Here is a 14,294-nt window from a genome sequence, read left to right on the forward strand (position 1 = left end):
GGGACGGAGGCTCGGTGGCCGAGCAACCGATTCGCTACGAGGTCTTCGACGGCGTGGCCTGGCTGACGATCAACCGGCCCGAGGCGCGCAACGCGCTGAACAACGCTGTGCGCACGGGGCTTTTCGACGCGGTACGCCGCTTCAATGACGACGACGCGGCGAAGGTGCTCGTCCTCACCGGCGTGGGCGATAAGGCGTTCTGCGCCGGCGGGGACTTGAAGGAGATGGCGCAGAACGCGCTCAAGGTGCCCCCGAAGGACTTCGCTCCGCAGTTCGGCCGCAACATCGATGTCGCGAAGCCGACGATCGCGGCCGTCAACGGTGTCGCGTTCGCCGGGGGCTTCCTGCTCGCGCAGCAGTGCGACCTGGTCGTGGCTGCCGAACACGCGACCTTCGCCGTCAGCGAGGTCAAAGTCGGCCGCGGGTCGCCGTGGGCGGCACCGCTATCGTGGCTGGTGCCCCCACGCGTTGCCATGCAGATCCTGCTGACCGGCGACCCGATCACCGCCGAGCGCGCCCACCAGGTCGGCTTAGTCAATGAGGTGGTGCCGGCCGATCAGTTGCGCGAGCGTACCCAGCAGTTGGCGCTCAGCATCGCCGCGAACGCACCGCTATCGGTGCTTGCGTCCAAGCGCACCGTGTACCTCTCGGCACAGCACCACCTCGCCGCCGCCTACGACCTGGCCGACGAGATATGGGAGCCGGTCTATCTGAGCGACGACGCGCAGGAAGGCCCGACGGCGTTCCGCGAGAAGCGCGCACCACAGTGGAAGGGACGCTGACATGGCGGTGACCATGCAGTCGGTAATCGCCGACATCGAAGCCGAAACGGCCGCGTTGCGCGAACTCATCGCACCGCTGCCCGAAGGTCCGCGCGGCTGGGACGCGCCGACTCCGGCCGTGGGCTGGGCGATCCGCGACCAGATCAGCCATCTGGCGTTCTTCGACGACGTGGCGGTGCGCTCGGCCACCGACCCCGACGGTTTCAGCAGCGACTACCTGCCGATGATGGCCGACGGAAGCATCTCACCCGACGTCATCGCTGAGCGCTGCCGTCAAATGCCGGCTGCCGACCTGCTCGCGTGGTTCGACACGTCGCGTGCAGCCCTCGTTGCGGCGTTCGCGGACATTGCCCCGGCGACCCGCCTGCCGTGGTTCGGGCCGCCGATGAGCGCGGTCTCGTCGCTGACAGCGCGACTCATGGAGACCTGGGCGCACGGCCAGGACATCGTCGACGCGCTCGGCGCGACCCGCGAGGCCACGGCACGGCTGCGGCACGTGGCCCACATCGGGGTGGGTGCGCGCGCTTTCAGCTACCTGGCCAACGGTCGGGACCTCCCCGCGGACCCGGTACGCGTCGAGCTGACCGCTCCGGACGGCAGCGTCTGGACGTGGGGGCCAGCCGACGCCGCCAACCGCGTGAGCGGGCCGGCGCTGGACTTTTGCCTGTTGGTGACCCAACGCCGCCACCGCGACGACACCGCTTTGGTCGCCGACGGACCGCTGGCCGACCAGTGGCTCGCGATCGCCCAGGCCTTCGCGGGGCCCCCTGGCGGCGGGCGCGTGGCGGGCCAGTTCGCAGGGGGTCAGCGGTGAGCGTCCCGGTTCGCATCGGCAACTGCTCCGGCTTTTACGGCGACCGCATCGCCGCAGCCCGCGAGATGGTCGAGGGCGGACCGATCGACGTCCTGTGCGGTGACTATCTGGCCGAGCTGACCATGCTCATCCTGGCCAAGGCCCAGGCCAAAGACCCGTCCGGCGGGTACGCGCGGACTTTCCTCACCCAAATGGAACAGGTGCTGGGCACCTGTCTCGATCGTGGCATCAAGGTCGTCGCGAACGCGGGCGGGCTGAATCCCGCCGGCTTGGCCGCCGCGTTGCGCGAGCTGTCCGCACGTCTCGGCCTCACCGCGCGCGTCGCGCACGTCGAGGGCGACGACCTACGTGGCGACCTCCACGCAATCACGCCGCCCGTCGGCGACATCAAACCGGTATCGGCCAACGCCTACCTCGGCGCCTGGGGCATCACCGAGGCGCTGCGTTCGGGCGCCGACGTCGTCGTGACCGGCCGGGTCACCGACGCATCCCTGGTGGTCGGTCCAGCTGCCTGGTGGCACAGCTGGGCGCCCGAGGACTGGGATCGGCTCGCGGGCGCGGTCGTCGCCGGGCACGTGATCGAGTGCGGCCCTCAGGCGACAGGCGGCAACTACGCGTTCCTCGACGAGATCACCGACCGCCGCTACCCGGGGTTTCCGATCGCCGAGGTCGCCGAGGACGGCTCTTCGGTGATCACGAAGCATCCCGGCACGGGGGGATTGGTCTCAGTCGGCACGGTCACCGCCCAGCTGCTCTACGAGATCGCTGAACCTGCCTACCTCGGCCCCGACGTCGTCGCCCACTTCGACACCATCCGGCTGGCTCAACAGGATGAGCACCGCGTCGCGATCAGCGGTACGAAAGGCAGTCCGCCGCCGGACACGTTGAAGGTGGCGTTGAATGAGGTGGGCGGCTTCCGTAACACGATGACCATGGTGCTCACCGGCCTCGACATCGAGGCCAAGGCGGCCTGCGCCGAACAGCAGCTCTTCGACGTTCTCGGCGGACGCGACGCCTTCGACGAAGTCGACGTGAGGCTGTTGCGTTTCGACGTCTCCGATGCACCGACGAACGAGCAAGCCTGCGCGCACCTGCGTGTGACGGTGAAGGACGCCGACCCGCGCAAGGTGGGCCGAGCATTCTCCGGGGGGGTCATGGAGATCGCCCTGGCTGGTTTCGCCGGCTTCCACACCACCACGCCACCGTCCTCGGAGACCGCCTTCGGCGTCTACCGGCCGGCCTACGTAGCGCGCTCGGCCCTCACGCACGTACTCGTCGACGCCGACGGCACACGGCACGAGATCCCTGACCCGCCGACCGGTGCGGTCCCGCCGGCTGGGATCGCCCCGCCCGCGAAGCTGCCGGTGCCGTCCGGGCCGACACGTCGCGCGCCGCTCGGGTCGGTACTCGGCGCGCGGTCCGGAGACAAGGGCGGCAACGCTAACCTCGGCCTGTGGGCACAGGATGACCCTGGGTACGCGTGGGCGTGCGACTACTTCAGCGTCGAGCGGCTGCGCACACTGCTCGGGCCGGAGACGGCGCACCTGCCCATCGAGCGCTTCGAACTGCCGAACCTGCGCGCGCTCAACGTGGTGGTGCACGGCTTGCTCGGTGACGGGGTGGCCTCGTCGACCCGGCCGGACGCGCAGGCCAAGGGGCTCGGGGAATACGTGCGGTCCCGCATGGTGGACATTCCCCAGTCGCTGCTCGACACACACTAAATCCGGTGCGGGGCGCCGTCTACCTGCTGTGTAACCGCGCGGCTGAACAGCGCCGCAACGGCCGCGGCGGCCAGCATCGCCTCAATCGTCGCGTCGTCCAGCGACGCCGGCATGTACGCGGACGCGTTGAGCAATGACAGCACGGCGGCGACCAGGCCCTGTGCGCGCTCACGGTCCAGATCGCCCCGTGCTCGTACGAGCGCGTCGACCCAGAAGGACTCGTACCTGTGCTGTCGGCGTCGCAGGGCACGGGTCGCCAGCGGCGACAGCGAGCGGTGCTCGCGGGCGTAGACGGCCAACAGGCCGCGTCGTCGCGCGCCGAAGGCCGCGTGTAGGTCGACAAGGGCGTGCAGGACCTCCGTCGGTGTGCCGGCGTTGGTGGCGCGCCGGGCGCCGGCCAGCAGCTCAGTCATGGCGGCGTCGCATAACTCGCGCAGGATCGCGTCCTTGTTCTGAAAGTGCCGGTAGACGGCCGGCCCGCTCACCCCTGCTGCGGCACCGATGTCGTCGATGCCCACGGCGTGAAAGCCTTGCCGCGCGAACAGGTCGGCGGCGGCCTCGAGGAGCAGTTTGCGGCGCAAACCGGCCACTTTCAGGCCTCCTGTCGATTTGTGGTTACGTTGTTCGCCGTCCGATCCGCTGGGCCGGGCTGGGATCCTACCGGCGCTGGGGTTGCCTGCGTCGGCACCCGCCGCACCAAATCAAGGGAGGTGAACGAAACCGCTAGCCCCCGCCGATGCTGTCGCATCCTCTTCTCAGTTCATGATTTAGGGGCCCTGCTTCGAACCCGCGATGTGCAGCGGCACGACTCAGCGCAAAACGACTCCGCCCTCGATGCCCGTGAACTGCGCGCGCAGCTCGGTCTTGAGCAGCTTGCCGGTGGCGTTGCGCGGCAGTTCGGCGACGAAGTGCACGTCACGCGGACACTTGAAGTGCGCCAGCCGCTCCCGGCACCACGCCACGATCTCCTCGGCGCTCGGTGCCTGTGTTGCCGGGTCGGCGACGACGATCGCGACGACGCGTTCGCCCCACTTTGAGTCCTTGCCGCCGATCACGGCGGCGTCGAGTACCGCCGGGTGGCGGAAGAGAACTTGCTCGACCTCGATCGGGTAGACGTTCTCGCCGCCGGAGATGATCATGTCCTTCTTGCGGTCGACGAGGGTGATGAAGCCCTCGGCGTCCATGCGCCCGAGGTCGCCCGTGTGGAACCAGCCCCCGCGTAACGCCTCGGCGCTCGCCTCGGCCTTCATCCAGTAGCCGGTGAACACATTCGGGCCGCGCACGATTAGTTCGCCCACGGTGTCGGTCGCGACGTCGCGGTCGTCGTCGTCGACGATGCGGGCGTCGACATGCATTGCGACGCGGCCGATCGACCCGGCCCGCTTGCTGATGTTCTCGGCGTCTAGGACGGTCACCAGGGGAGCGGTCTCGGTCATGCCGAAGCCCTCGGTGAAGGGCACGCCTCGCTCGCGCATGAAGTCGATGACCGTGAGAGGGACGGGCGACCCGCCGCCCATGGCGAAACGCAGCGCAGACAGGTTGAAGGAGTCGAAGTCGGACACCTGTGTGAGAGCGGTCCACATGGCCGGCACCATGAACTGAACCGTGACGTGGTGGTCGGCCATCGCCTGCAGCGTAGCTCGCGGCTCGAAGGACGGCATGATGACGCTGGTGCCGCCGACGTAGAGCAGCGGCAGGGTGTGTACTCCCAGCCCGCCGATGTGGAACATCGGCGCCACCGCGACGGTGACGTCCTCGCCCCGCAGGCCGATGTCGGTGCCGAGGACGTTGATCGCGTTCCATAGCAGGTTGTCGTGGGTGAGGATCGCGCCCTTGGGTCGGCCCGTCGTCCCCGACGTGTACATGATGAACGCGGGGTCGCTGCCGTCGACGTCACCGTTGAGCGGTTCGAGCGCGGCGCCCGAGACGACGTCTTCGTAGCCGAGCTCGCCCGGCGCCGGCACCCCACCGGCGCGCACGACATGGCGCACGCGGACTCCGGACTCGGTGACGGCGCTCCTGGCCTGCGCGGCGAACGGCTCGTGGAAGACCAGAACATCGGCGCCTGAGTCGGCCAGGATGTAGCCGATCTCGGGTCCGGCAAGGCGCACGTTGAGCGGAACTGCAAGTGCGCCCATTTTGGCGCAGCCCAGCAGCACCTCGATGAACTCGGTCGAATTGACCAGCAGCATCGCGACCCGATCGCCCTTGCGCACGCCGAGGGCGATGAGTGCGGCGGCGACCTGGTTGGTGCGCCGATCGAGGTCGGCGTAGGTGATGTGCGCGCCGTTGCTGATCAACGCGGTGCGCCCGCCGTTGAGGAAGGCGCGCCGGGTCACCCACTGACCGATGCCGAGTTGCATGCGATTCCCTTTCATTCCGCGGCGACTCAGTAGGACGCGGGCAGTTTCAGGCTGTGCTGCGCCACGAAGTTGAGGATCATTTCGCGGCTGATCGGCGCGGTGCGCATGAGCCGGGCCGGACCCCACAACGTGGCGAGGCCGTACTCGGTGGCCATGCCGTTGCCGCCGTGGGTCTGAATCGCCTGGTCGAGCGCCAGGATGCCCGCCTCGGCTGCGGCATATTTCGCCATGTTCGACGCCTCACCCGACCCCGGATCGCCGGCGTCGTGCAGGGCGGCGGCACGCTGAGTCATCAACCGGGCCAGCTCAACCTGGATCTTGGCGTGGGCGAGCGGGTGCGATACGCCCTGGTGCGAGCCGATCGGCGCTCCCCACACGTGGCGGTTGCGGGCGTAATCGGCGGCTTTATCCAGCGCGTAGCGACCGATGCCGTTGCCGAGCGCCGCCCCCATGATTCGCTCCGGGTTCAGGCCCATGAAGACCTGGCGCAGGCCCTCGTTCTCCGCGCCGATAAGGTTGGCGGCCGGCACGCGGACGTCATCGAAGAATAGAGTGAACTGCTTCTCTGGAGTGACCGCCTGCACCGGGATGAGTGACTTGGTGAGCCCGCGGACATCGGTGGGCACGGCGAGCAAGCTGAGTAGTCCGCGACCACTGTCGTTGGTAGACGTTCGGGTGACGACCAGGATCGCTTCGGCTTCGTCGACACCAGAAATGTAGTACTTGGTGCCGTTGATGACCCAGTCGTCGCCGTCGCGTTTCGCGGTCGTGGAGATGTTGTGCGAGTTCGAGCCCGCGTCCGGCTCGGTGATCGCGAATGCCATGATCGTCTCGCCGCTGGCGATGCCCGGCAGCCACTGCTGCTTGAGTTCCTCACTGCCGAATGCCTGGATGATCGTGCCGCAGATGGTCGGCGAGACGACGGTCATCAGCAGCGGGCAGCCCGCCGCGGCGAGCTCCTCACCGACGATCTGCATGTCGTAGATGCCGCCGCCGCCGCCGCCGTACTGCTCGGAAAGGTTCACCCCGAGGAAGCCCTGTTTGCCCACGGCCTGCCACAGCTCGGTGCTCTTCGCGCCGGCCAGCGACTTTTCCAGGTAGTACTCGTGTCCGAAGTCCTTGGCGATCTCGGCGACCGCCTTGCGCAGGTCCTGACGTTCCTCTGTCTCGTGCAATTCCATGACACTCCTCACATCGGTATCGACGCGCCACCGATCGGGAGCGCGCCGGGTTCATTAGAGCTCGGTGGCGTCCGACGCCACTTCACCGCCGTCCACCGCCTCGACCACGGCGAGGACGTCACCGCTCGAGACCTGATGGCCGACCTGGACTGGCAGGGCGCTCAGCACCCCGTCAATCGGGCTCGCGACGGTGTGCTCCATCTTCATCGCCTCCAGGACGACAAGGGTTTGGCCCGCCGAGACCGTCTCGCCCTCGGCGACTGGCAGTCGGACCACCGAACCCGGCATCGGCGCGGTGAGCGACCCGGGCGGGTTCAGAGTGCTCGGGTCGACGAAGCGTGGCGCCAGCCGCAGGGCGGAGTAGCCGGCGACCGAGTCGAGGTGGGCAACATCGCCGTCGAGGACGACATCATAAGTGCGGCGCACCCCGTCGACGCGCAGCACCACCCGCTCGCTACTGCCCTCGACAACCTCGACGTCGGCCAACGGCTCGTCGTCGACCTGCAGGCAGGTCCCTGTCGAACCTAACGTGTACCCGACGCGCACTTCGCGCCCACCCTGGGTCTGCCAGGTTGTGGTCTGCGGCTGCGAAGGGTTGTTGCGCCAGCCGGCGGGCAACGTGGCCTGCAGAGTTGCGACGGCACGCCGCGCGGCCACCCCGGCCACGGTCGCCGCGACGGCGTGCAGGCGCTCGGACTCTGGGAGGGCAGCGCCGAGTTGGGCGACGTCGTGTCGGTCAAGGAACCCAGTGTCGGTGCCCCGCCCGGCGAACTCGTCATGGCGCAGGACGCGAACAAGCAGGTTGCGATTGGTGGTCACGCCGTGAATACGGGCGCCGGCCAGCGCCGCCGAGAGGCTGGCAAGTGCCTCGTCGCGCGTTGGTGCCCACGCGATGACCTTGGCCAGCAGCGAATCGTAGTAATGACTGATGACCGAACCGGCACGAAAACCCGAGTCAACCCGCACGCCGGCGATCGCCGGGACATCCATGGTGCGCAGGGTGCCGGTGTGGGGCCGGTAGTCGTCGGCCGGATCCTCGGCGCACAGACGGGCCTCGACCGCGTGACCGCGAATTCGCGGGTTGTGCATCTCCTCAGGCAGCGGGCGGCCCATGGCTATGAGCAGCTGGGCACGCACCAGGTCGAGGCCGGTGATCAGCTCGGTAACCGGGTGCTCGACCTGCAGCCGGGTGTTCATCTCGAGGAAGGCAAAGGAGCCGCCCTTGCCGTCCTGGCCGGCGTCGTAGACGAACTCGACCGTCCCGGCGCCCACGTAATCGACGGCGCGCGCGGCGGCGATGGCGGCGTCGCTCATCCGAGCGCGCAACGCGTCGTCGACGACCGGTGACGGCGCCTCCTCGATCACCTTCTGGTGTCGACGTTGCACGGAGCACTCGCGCTCGAACAGAGACACGACGTTTCCGTGCGTGTCGGCCATGACCTGGATCTCGACATGGCGTGGGCGCTGGACGTAACGCTCGAGGAAGACGGTGCCGTCGGCGAACGCGGCGGCGGCCTCACGCGAAGCGGAGGCGACCGCTTCGTCGAGCTCGTCCGGCGACGCGACAACGCGCATGCCTCGGCCACCCCCGCCGGCGCTCGCCTTGACCAGCAGCGGGTAGCCGACGTCGGCGGCCAGCTTCGCCAGCTGCTCGGCCGCCAGCCCCGTCGTGTCGCCACCGGGCAGCACAGGCACCCCCGCGTCGGACATCATCTTCTTGGCCTGCAGCTTCGAGCCCATCGCGTCGATCGCCTCGGGCGGCGGACCGATGAAGACGAGGTCGGCGGCGGCACAGGCACGCGCGAACCCGGCGTTTTCCGAAAGGAAGCCGTAGCCGGGGTGTACTGCATCCGCGCCGGTGAGCGTGGCAGCGGCGATGATCCGTTGGATGTCGAGGTAAGTCTCGGCGGCAGACGAGCCGGGAAGGTGCACGGCCTCGTCGGCGTCGGCGACGTGCCACGCGTCGGCGTCGGCGTCGGAATAGACCGCGACGGTGGCGATCCCGAGGTCGCGGCAACTGCGGAACACCCGCCGCGCGATCTCGCCACGGTTGGCGACCAGGACCTTGCGGATCTTGGGCATCGCCATCACATCCGGAACACGCCGTAGCCACGCTGGCCACGGACTTCGCCGTTGTGGATCACCGACAGGCAGAACCCGAGAACGGTCCGCGTGTCGCGGGGATCGATGATCCCGTCGTCGTACAGGCGGCCGCTGTTGGCCAGTGCGACGGATTCGCGCTCGATCTGTTCCTCGACGGCGGCGCGCATCTGGGCGTCGGCCTCCTCGTCGAAGGGCAGCCCGCGGTCGGCGGCGGACTCGCGCGCCACGATGGACAGCACTCCGGCCAGTTGCGCCGGACCCATCACGGCCGACTTCGAGTTAGGCCAAGCGAATAGAAAACGCGGCGAGTACGACCGCCCGCACATGCCGTAGTTCCCGGCGCCGTAGGACGCACCCATCGTGATGGTCACATGCGGAACTGTGCTGTTGGACACGGCGTTGATCATCTTGGCGCCGTCCTTGATGATGCCGCCCTGCTCGTACTCGGCACCGACCATGAAACCGGTGGTGTTCTGCAGGAAGATGAGGGGGGTGTCGATCTGATTCGCCAGTTGGATGAACTGCGAACCCTTCTCGGCCTCCTCACTGAACAGGATGCCCCGTGCGTTGGCGAGGATGCCGACCGGGAAGCCGTGGATCGCGGCCCAGCCGGTGACGAGTGACGTGCCGTAGAGAGGTTTGAACTCGTCGAAGGCCGAGCCGTCGACCACTCGGGCGATGACGTCGCGGGGGTCGAAGGGCACCTTCGGATCGACCGACGCGATGCCGAGCAGCTGATCGGGGTCGTGCACCGGCGGGTGCGGCGGCGTCGTGGGTCCGGGGCCGTTCTTCCGCCAGTTGAGCCGCGCCATGATGCGACGGCCGATGCGGATCGCATCCTGCTCGTCCTCGGCCATGTAATCGGCCAGCCCCGAGGTGCGGGCGTGCATCTCGGCGCCGCCGAGCGACTCGTCATCGGAGACCTCGCCTGTGGCCATCTTGACCAGCGGCGGACCCCCGAGGAACACCTTGGAACGGTTGCGAACCATCACGACGTAGTCGCACATGCCCGGGACGTACGCACCTCCCGCGGTCGAGTTGCCGAAGACCAAGGCCAGTGTCGGCAGCCCCGCTGCGCTGTGCTGTGTCAAGTCGTGGAACAGCTGTCCGCCGGGCACGAAGATCTCTGCCTGTGTGGGCAGGTCGGCGCCGCCAGACTCGACGATGTTGATGATGGGCAGTCGGTTCTCCCGCGCGATGGCCATGCCGCGGAACACCTTGCGGAAGGTATAGGGGTTCGATGCGCCGCCGCGGACGGTGGGGTCGTGGGCGATGATCATCGACTCGATGCCCTCGACCACGCCGATGCCTACCACCACGCTACCGCCGACGGGGAACTTACTGCCCCAGGCGGCAAAGGGGCATAGTTCGAGGAACGCCGTGTCGGGGTCGAGCATCAGCTCGATGCGCTCGCGGACAAGCAGCTTGCCCCGCTTACGGTGGCGCGCAACGTATTTCGCGCCGCCGCCGCCGTTGACCAGCGCCAGTTGCTCCGCGATGGTGTCGAGTTGCGCGCTCAGTCCTTCGCGGTTCTTGAGATAGCCGGGCGCGGTGTCGTCGACCCGATCGGGCAGGACCTGTACCAAAAGTTTTCCTTCCGAGCGAGCATCGACGTCGATCTACTAGGCGCTGATGTTAGCCGCAATTAACATCAGGTGACAACGGTGCGGGGCGGGCGTCGGATTTGTTCCGCGCCGTGGTTCCGTCGAATGGCGAGGGATCGAAGCGGTGCGTTTCGCTGCAGATCGAGATCGAAAGAATTGACCGGGGTGGGACGGCACACAGGGACCTTGCGAGGTCGTACCGAGTTCCTCGACTGGAGCGATGAGCCTCTACGGTCGCGATCTCAGATGAACGCTCGCAGTGATTGTCAGCGTGCGCCATGCCCTTCAGCCAACCGAGTCGCGCCTAACGCGGGGTCGGTCAGAATATTCCTCAGCTGCGGCCAGCCGCGGAACGGCCTGATCAGGCACCTGCCCGAGGGTATATAGGCCGAGAATGCCAAGAAAACCCGCACCGTGCTCGATAAGCATTTCAGTCGAGAGGTTCAGTTGTCCGTCTATCCAGCGACGGAGTATCTCGAACAGGCCCCCGACACCGTAGGTAGCGGCGAGATCTGCGACTTGGAGCACATCGCTGGGTATATCGAGGTGCAAGCGGGCCTCTCTGAGCACCAGCTCCGCAAAATCGGTCATCAGCTCGCTTCGCAGCTGCCGAAGGAGGGGTTCTGCGCCCGATTCGACAAACAGTATGCGGGCCATGTTGGGATCGTTCTCGATCAGCTGAACCAGGGCCTTGATCGGAGCGTAAGCGAGTTCTTGAGGAGCGACCGTGTCGTCCGGAATGGCGCTGGTTATCACCGCTTGGAAGGTAGTGGAGATCTTGGTAAATACCGCACGCAGGAGCGCGTCTCGGTCGCGAAACTGTTGGTAGAAGTACCGGCTCGTCACTCCTGATTTCGCACACACCGCGGTCACGGTGCACGCGGCAGCTCCGTGGGTGCCCATGATTGAGACCGCGGCATCGATCAACATCACGCGGCGCTGCTCATCGCGTTGAGTTGCGGACAGCCCGCCATAAACACGTGCTGGACTCATGTCCTACAGTCTGGCAGTCTTATCTGACAAGGCATAAAGTCAGATCAAACTTCGAGGAAGGACCTCAAATGTCGGACGATCAAGCCCCGACTAGGACCCGGGTGCTGCCAAAACCCAGGCGTGTTCGGTTTCCGATGCCGACCTCCACGAAGCGGCAACACTTCGTAGATGGCGACCTGGTGATGAGCCATTTCATCTCGACGCTTTCTGCGACGTTCCCGGAAGGCGAGGATTTCTTCATCCGCTCGGTCAGGAACTTCCAAAGTTCCATCGACGATCCCCAATTGGAGACAGCGGTCAAGGGTTTCATCGGACAAGAGGCCACGCACCGACACCAGCATCGGCTCCTCAACGAACGACTCCAGGCCATGGGTTATCCGACCGCGCGAATCGATCGTCACGTCGCACGCTTGATCAAGCGATTGGAACGGCGCTTTTCGCCGGAAATGCGGCTGTCCATGACTTCCGCATTGGAGCACTACACCGCTACGCTGGCGGAAATCATTCTTACCAGCGAAGACGCCCAGAAGCTCATTGGACAGACAGAGGTTCGACCGATTCTGCTGTGGCATGCGTTCGAGGAGTCGGAGCACAAAGCGGTCGCCTTCGATGTCTATCGGCTGATTGGAGGAACCGAGCGCACCCGTGTACTGGGCATGCGGATCGCTTCAGTAATTTTGTTCGGCGAACTCATTCTGCAGACCGCCTTGTCCCTGGCGTCTGACAAGGCCTCGTATAACCCGGTCACGTTGGTGCGCAGTCTGTACCGCTTCAGTCGCACCCCGATGTTCACCGCTGATGCGCTGCGGCGTTTCCGTTCGTACAACCGCCCGGGTTTCCACCCTGATGATTGGGACAGTGCTGGAGTCCTGGAGCGTTGGAGCAAGGAACTGTTCGACCGAGACGGTTCACAGCGAGTTATCGCTCAGTCGGGATAGCAAAGGTGCGGAAGTTTGGCGAAGCAGGAGCACCGTTCCTGGGTCGCTCCTTCCGAAGAGGGTGCGCGCCGGTCGACTCATGGGTGCGGTGCTCGGTGGCCGGTGAAGGCGGCGGTCGGACCAAGAATGCGGTTCGGCAGCGATCGTCACGGAGCTGGCTGGCCTGTGAGCCTGGGTCAGTCGCTGACGATATAGCGTTGAGCCAGGGTTTCAGCCAGTCTGCTCGTGTGCGCGACCATTTCCTTCTCGGTGACCGCAAGCAGACCCGAGTGCCAGGCCGTCATGACTTCGACGAACCCCCCGACTGCGATCAGAGTGTCCATGCGAAGGGCTATCTCGTCGGCATCTTGTCGGAGGTGTGGCCGGCTTGCCTCAACGACCAACTGCGTTGCTTCCTGTAGCGCCACGGCGCGGCGGTCTTGTAGCGGTGAGCTACCAACATGCTGAGCGAGGAGGATGTGCGCTCGACCGGGATCGCGTGCGATCCGGTCGACCACGATGGCGATCACCGCGGTGATGGTTTCGATCGGCGGCCGATTCACACGCTCGTCGAAGAGCGCAGCGACCTCGCCGAGCATGTCATTGCGGACGCCATCCCACGCTGCGACGAGCAGCTCATCGCGCGTCTTGAAATCCTCGTAGAAGTATCGATCGTTCAGCCTCGTGCGGGCGCATACGCCGCGCATAGTGACCGCGGCCCAACCGCTCTCACTCCAAATCTCGGTTGCGGCCTCGATCAATTGCTGCCGACGTTCTGCACGACGCTCGGCGCCGGTCCGACCACCCCAGCGCTTATTTCTCGACCGCACCTATCCATCTTGACAAAGGGCTCGGTCCACGACAAAACTGGTGGCAGCTGACACCAATGGTGGCCGGTGCCCTCAGATGAGAGTTCCCTCACAGTAGACGTCCATGTCGCGACCCGAAAGGCAGACGGATGAGATTGGTGCCATTCGGCGGCTCACCAGGCAGAACGTACCGAGCCGATGCAGTCGTCACAGGCGCAGGAAGCGGCATCGGCCGCGCATTCGCCGTGGAGCTTGCACGCCGAAGTGGACGCGTGGTTTGCGCCGACAGAGATCCCATAACCGCAAAAGAGTCGGCAGAGTTGGTGAGGCAGGCTGGCGGCGAGGGATTCGACATCGCATGCGACGTCACCGATCTTGAGCAGATCCGTAACCTCGCTGACGCGAGCGAAGACTGGTTTGGGAAGGCTGCAAGCCTCGTCATCAACAACGCCGGAATCGGTGCGGGCGGCAACCGTATCGGCGCGACGTCGATCGAGCACTGGAACGCGGCGATTTCTGTCAACCTCTGGGGCGTTATCTATGGGTGCGAGACTTTCGTGCCTCGGCTCCGGAGCAATGGGCATGGCGGAGTCATCAATGTGGCGTCCGCAGCGAGCTTCGGCTCGGCCCCTCGGATGGCGGCTTACAACGTGAGCAAGGCCGGAGTGCTCGCTCTATCGGAGACATTGGCGGCCGAACTGAGCGGTACTGACGTCAACGTCACAGTGCTTTGCCCCACCTTCGTGAAGACGAACATCGCCAATAATCCTCAAATCGACGAGGCGGCTGCACGACTCGCGACCAACCTGATGAAATGGACCGGCATTTCGCCACAGCACGTTGCTCGAACGACGTTGAACGCGCACGATCGCGGACAAATTTATGTAGTACCCCAACTCGATGCCAAAGTTTTGTGGCAACTCAAGAGAGCCCTACCCGGCCCCTTTACACGCACGCTGGGCCTGGTGGAGCGCATGGCCTCATGGCACGATTCAGCCGAGTAGAGG

At 66.1% G+C, this 14,294-nt stretch carries 12 protein-coding genes; 5 read left to right on the forward strand and 7 right to left on the reverse strand.

The window, feature by feature from the left end:
• Positions 1-14 precede the first annotated feature (14 nt).
• From A5658_RS02380 to A5658_RS02390, 3 genes are read left to right on the forward strand one after another with little or no spacing between them, the layout of a single operon-like run.
• Positions 15-782, forward strand: a complete 768-nt coding sequence (locus A5658_RS02380) for an enoyl-CoA hydratase/isomerase family protein (RefSeq protein ID WP_067330702.1) — start codon at positions 15-17, stop codon at positions 780-782.
• A gap of 1 nt (position 783) precedes the next feature.
• Positions 784-1,596, forward strand: a complete 813-nt coding sequence (locus tag A5658_RS02385; protein WP_067330705.1) for a TIGR03084 family metal-binding protein — start codon at positions 784-786, stop codon at positions 1,594-1,596.
• Positions 1,593-3,317 (forward strand): acyclic terpene utilization AtuA family protein, encoded by a 1,725-nt coding sequence (locus A5658_RS02390; protein ID WP_067330708.1) that lies wholly within the window; start codon positions 1,593-1,595, stop codon positions 3,315-3,317. Before A5658_RS02385 ends, A5658_RS02390 begins: the two co-directional genes overlap by 4 nt.
• Here the strand turns inward: A5658_RS02390 and A5658_RS02395 are convergent.
• From A5658_RS02395 to A5658_RS02420, 6 genes are all read right to left on the reverse strand, one after another.
• Positions 3,314-3,907: a TetR/AcrR family transcriptional regulator gene (locus A5658_RS02395; RefSeq protein WP_011560588.1), complete on the reverse strand. Its 594-nt coding sequence runs from the start codon at positions 3,905-3,907 to the stop codon at positions 3,314-3,316. The genes A5658_RS02390 and A5658_RS02395 overlap by 4 nt on opposite strands.
• A 219-nt stretch (positions 3,908-4,126) precedes the next feature.
• Positions 4,127-5,680 carry a long-chain fatty acid--CoA ligase gene (locus A5658_RS02400; protein ID WP_067330711.1) on the reverse strand — a complete coding sequence of 518 codons (1,554 nt, stop codon included), beginning with the start codon at positions 5,678-5,680 and terminating at the stop codon, positions 4,127-4,129.
• Between the two features lie 26 nt (positions 5,681-5,706).
• Complete coding sequence (locus A5658_RS02405; protein ID WP_067330714.1) at positions 5,707-6,861, reverse strand: acyl-CoA dehydrogenase family protein; 1,155 nt, start codon at positions 6,859-6,861, stop codon at positions 5,707-5,709.
• Between the two features lie 54 nt (positions 6,862-6,915).
• Entirely contained in the window at positions 6,916-8,943 is a 2,028-nt protein-coding gene (locus tag A5658_RS02410; RefSeq protein WP_197503016.1) for a biotin carboxylase N-terminal domain-containing protein, read from the reverse strand.
• 5 nt (positions 8,944-8,948) lie between these two features.
• Positions 8,949-10,550 carry an acyl-CoA carboxylase subunit beta gene (locus A5658_RS02415; protein ID WP_067330721.1) on the reverse strand — a complete coding sequence of 534 codons (1,602 nt, stop codon included), beginning with the start codon at positions 10,548-10,550 and terminating at the stop codon, positions 8,949-8,951.
• A gap of 303 nt (positions 10,551-10,853) precedes the next feature.
• Positions 10,854-11,561 (reverse strand): TetR/AcrR family transcriptional regulator, encoded by a 708-nt coding sequence (locus A5658_RS02420; RefSeq protein ID WP_067330724.1) that lies wholly within the window; start codon positions 11,559-11,561, stop codon positions 10,854-10,856.
• Positions 11,562-11,629: 68 nt separating this feature from the next.
• Here A5658_RS02420 and A5658_RS02425 point away from each other — a divergent pair, with 68 nt between their 5' ends.
• Positions 11,630-12,499, forward strand: a complete 870-nt coding sequence (locus A5658_RS02425) for a metal-dependent hydrolase (RefSeq protein WP_067330727.1) — start codon at positions 11,630-11,632, stop codon at positions 12,497-12,499.
• A gap of 176 nt (positions 12,500-12,675) precedes the next feature.
• Here the strand turns inward: A5658_RS02425 and A5658_RS02430 are convergent, their stop codons facing one another.
• Positions 12,676-13,308, reverse strand: coding sequence for a TetR/AcrR family transcriptional regulator (locus A5658_RS02430; protein WP_156751216.1), 633 nt, complete (start codon positions 13,306-13,308; stop codon positions 12,676-12,678).
• 128 nt (positions 13,309-13,436) lie between these two features.
• On the opposite strand from A5658_RS02430, the gene A5658_RS02435 reads away from it, so the two are divergent.
• The gene (locus tag A5658_RS02435) at positions 13,437-14,291 is read left to right on the forward strand and encodes an SDR family NAD(P)-dependent oxidoreductase (RefSeq protein WP_067330733.1); all 855 of its coding nucleotides are present in this window, start codon (positions 13,437-13,439) and stop codon (positions 14,289-14,291) included.
• Positions 14,292-14,294: the final 3 nt, after the last annotated feature.

The organism is Mycobacterium sp. 1245111.1 (genome assembly GCF_001673405.1).
GTDB lineage: Bacteria > Actinomycetota > Actinomycetes > Mycobacteriales > Mycobacteriaceae > Mycobacterium.

Coding starts and splice junctions, on each gene's coding strand:
- A5658_RS02385 (WP_067330705.1), top strand. CDS start 784: ATGGCGGTGACCATGCAGTCGGTAATCGCCGACATCGAAGCCGAAACG.
- A5658_RS02400 (WP_067330711.1), bottom strand. CDS start 5,680: ATGCAACTCGGCATCGGTCAGTGGGTGACCCGGCGCGCCTTCCTCAAC.
- A5658_RS02405 (WP_067330714.1), bottom strand. CDS start 6,861: ATGGAATTGCACGAGACAGAGGAACGTCAGGACCTGCGCAAGGCGGTC.
- A5658_RS02410 (WP_197503016.1), bottom strand. CDS start 8,943: ATGCCCAAGATCCGCAAGGTCCTGGTCGCCAACCGTGGCGAGATCGCG.
- A5658_RS02420 (WP_067330724.1), bottom strand. CDS start 11,561: ATGAGTCCAGCACGTGTTTATGGCGGGCTGTCCGCAACTCAACGCGAT.
- A5658_RS02425 (WP_067330727.1), top strand. CDS start 11,630: ATGTCGGACGATCAAGCCCCGACTAGGACCCGGGTGCTGCCAAAACCC.
- A5658_RS02435 (WP_067330733.1), top strand. CDS start 13,437: ATGAGATTGGTGCCATTCGGCGGCTCACCAGGCAGAACGTACCGAGCC.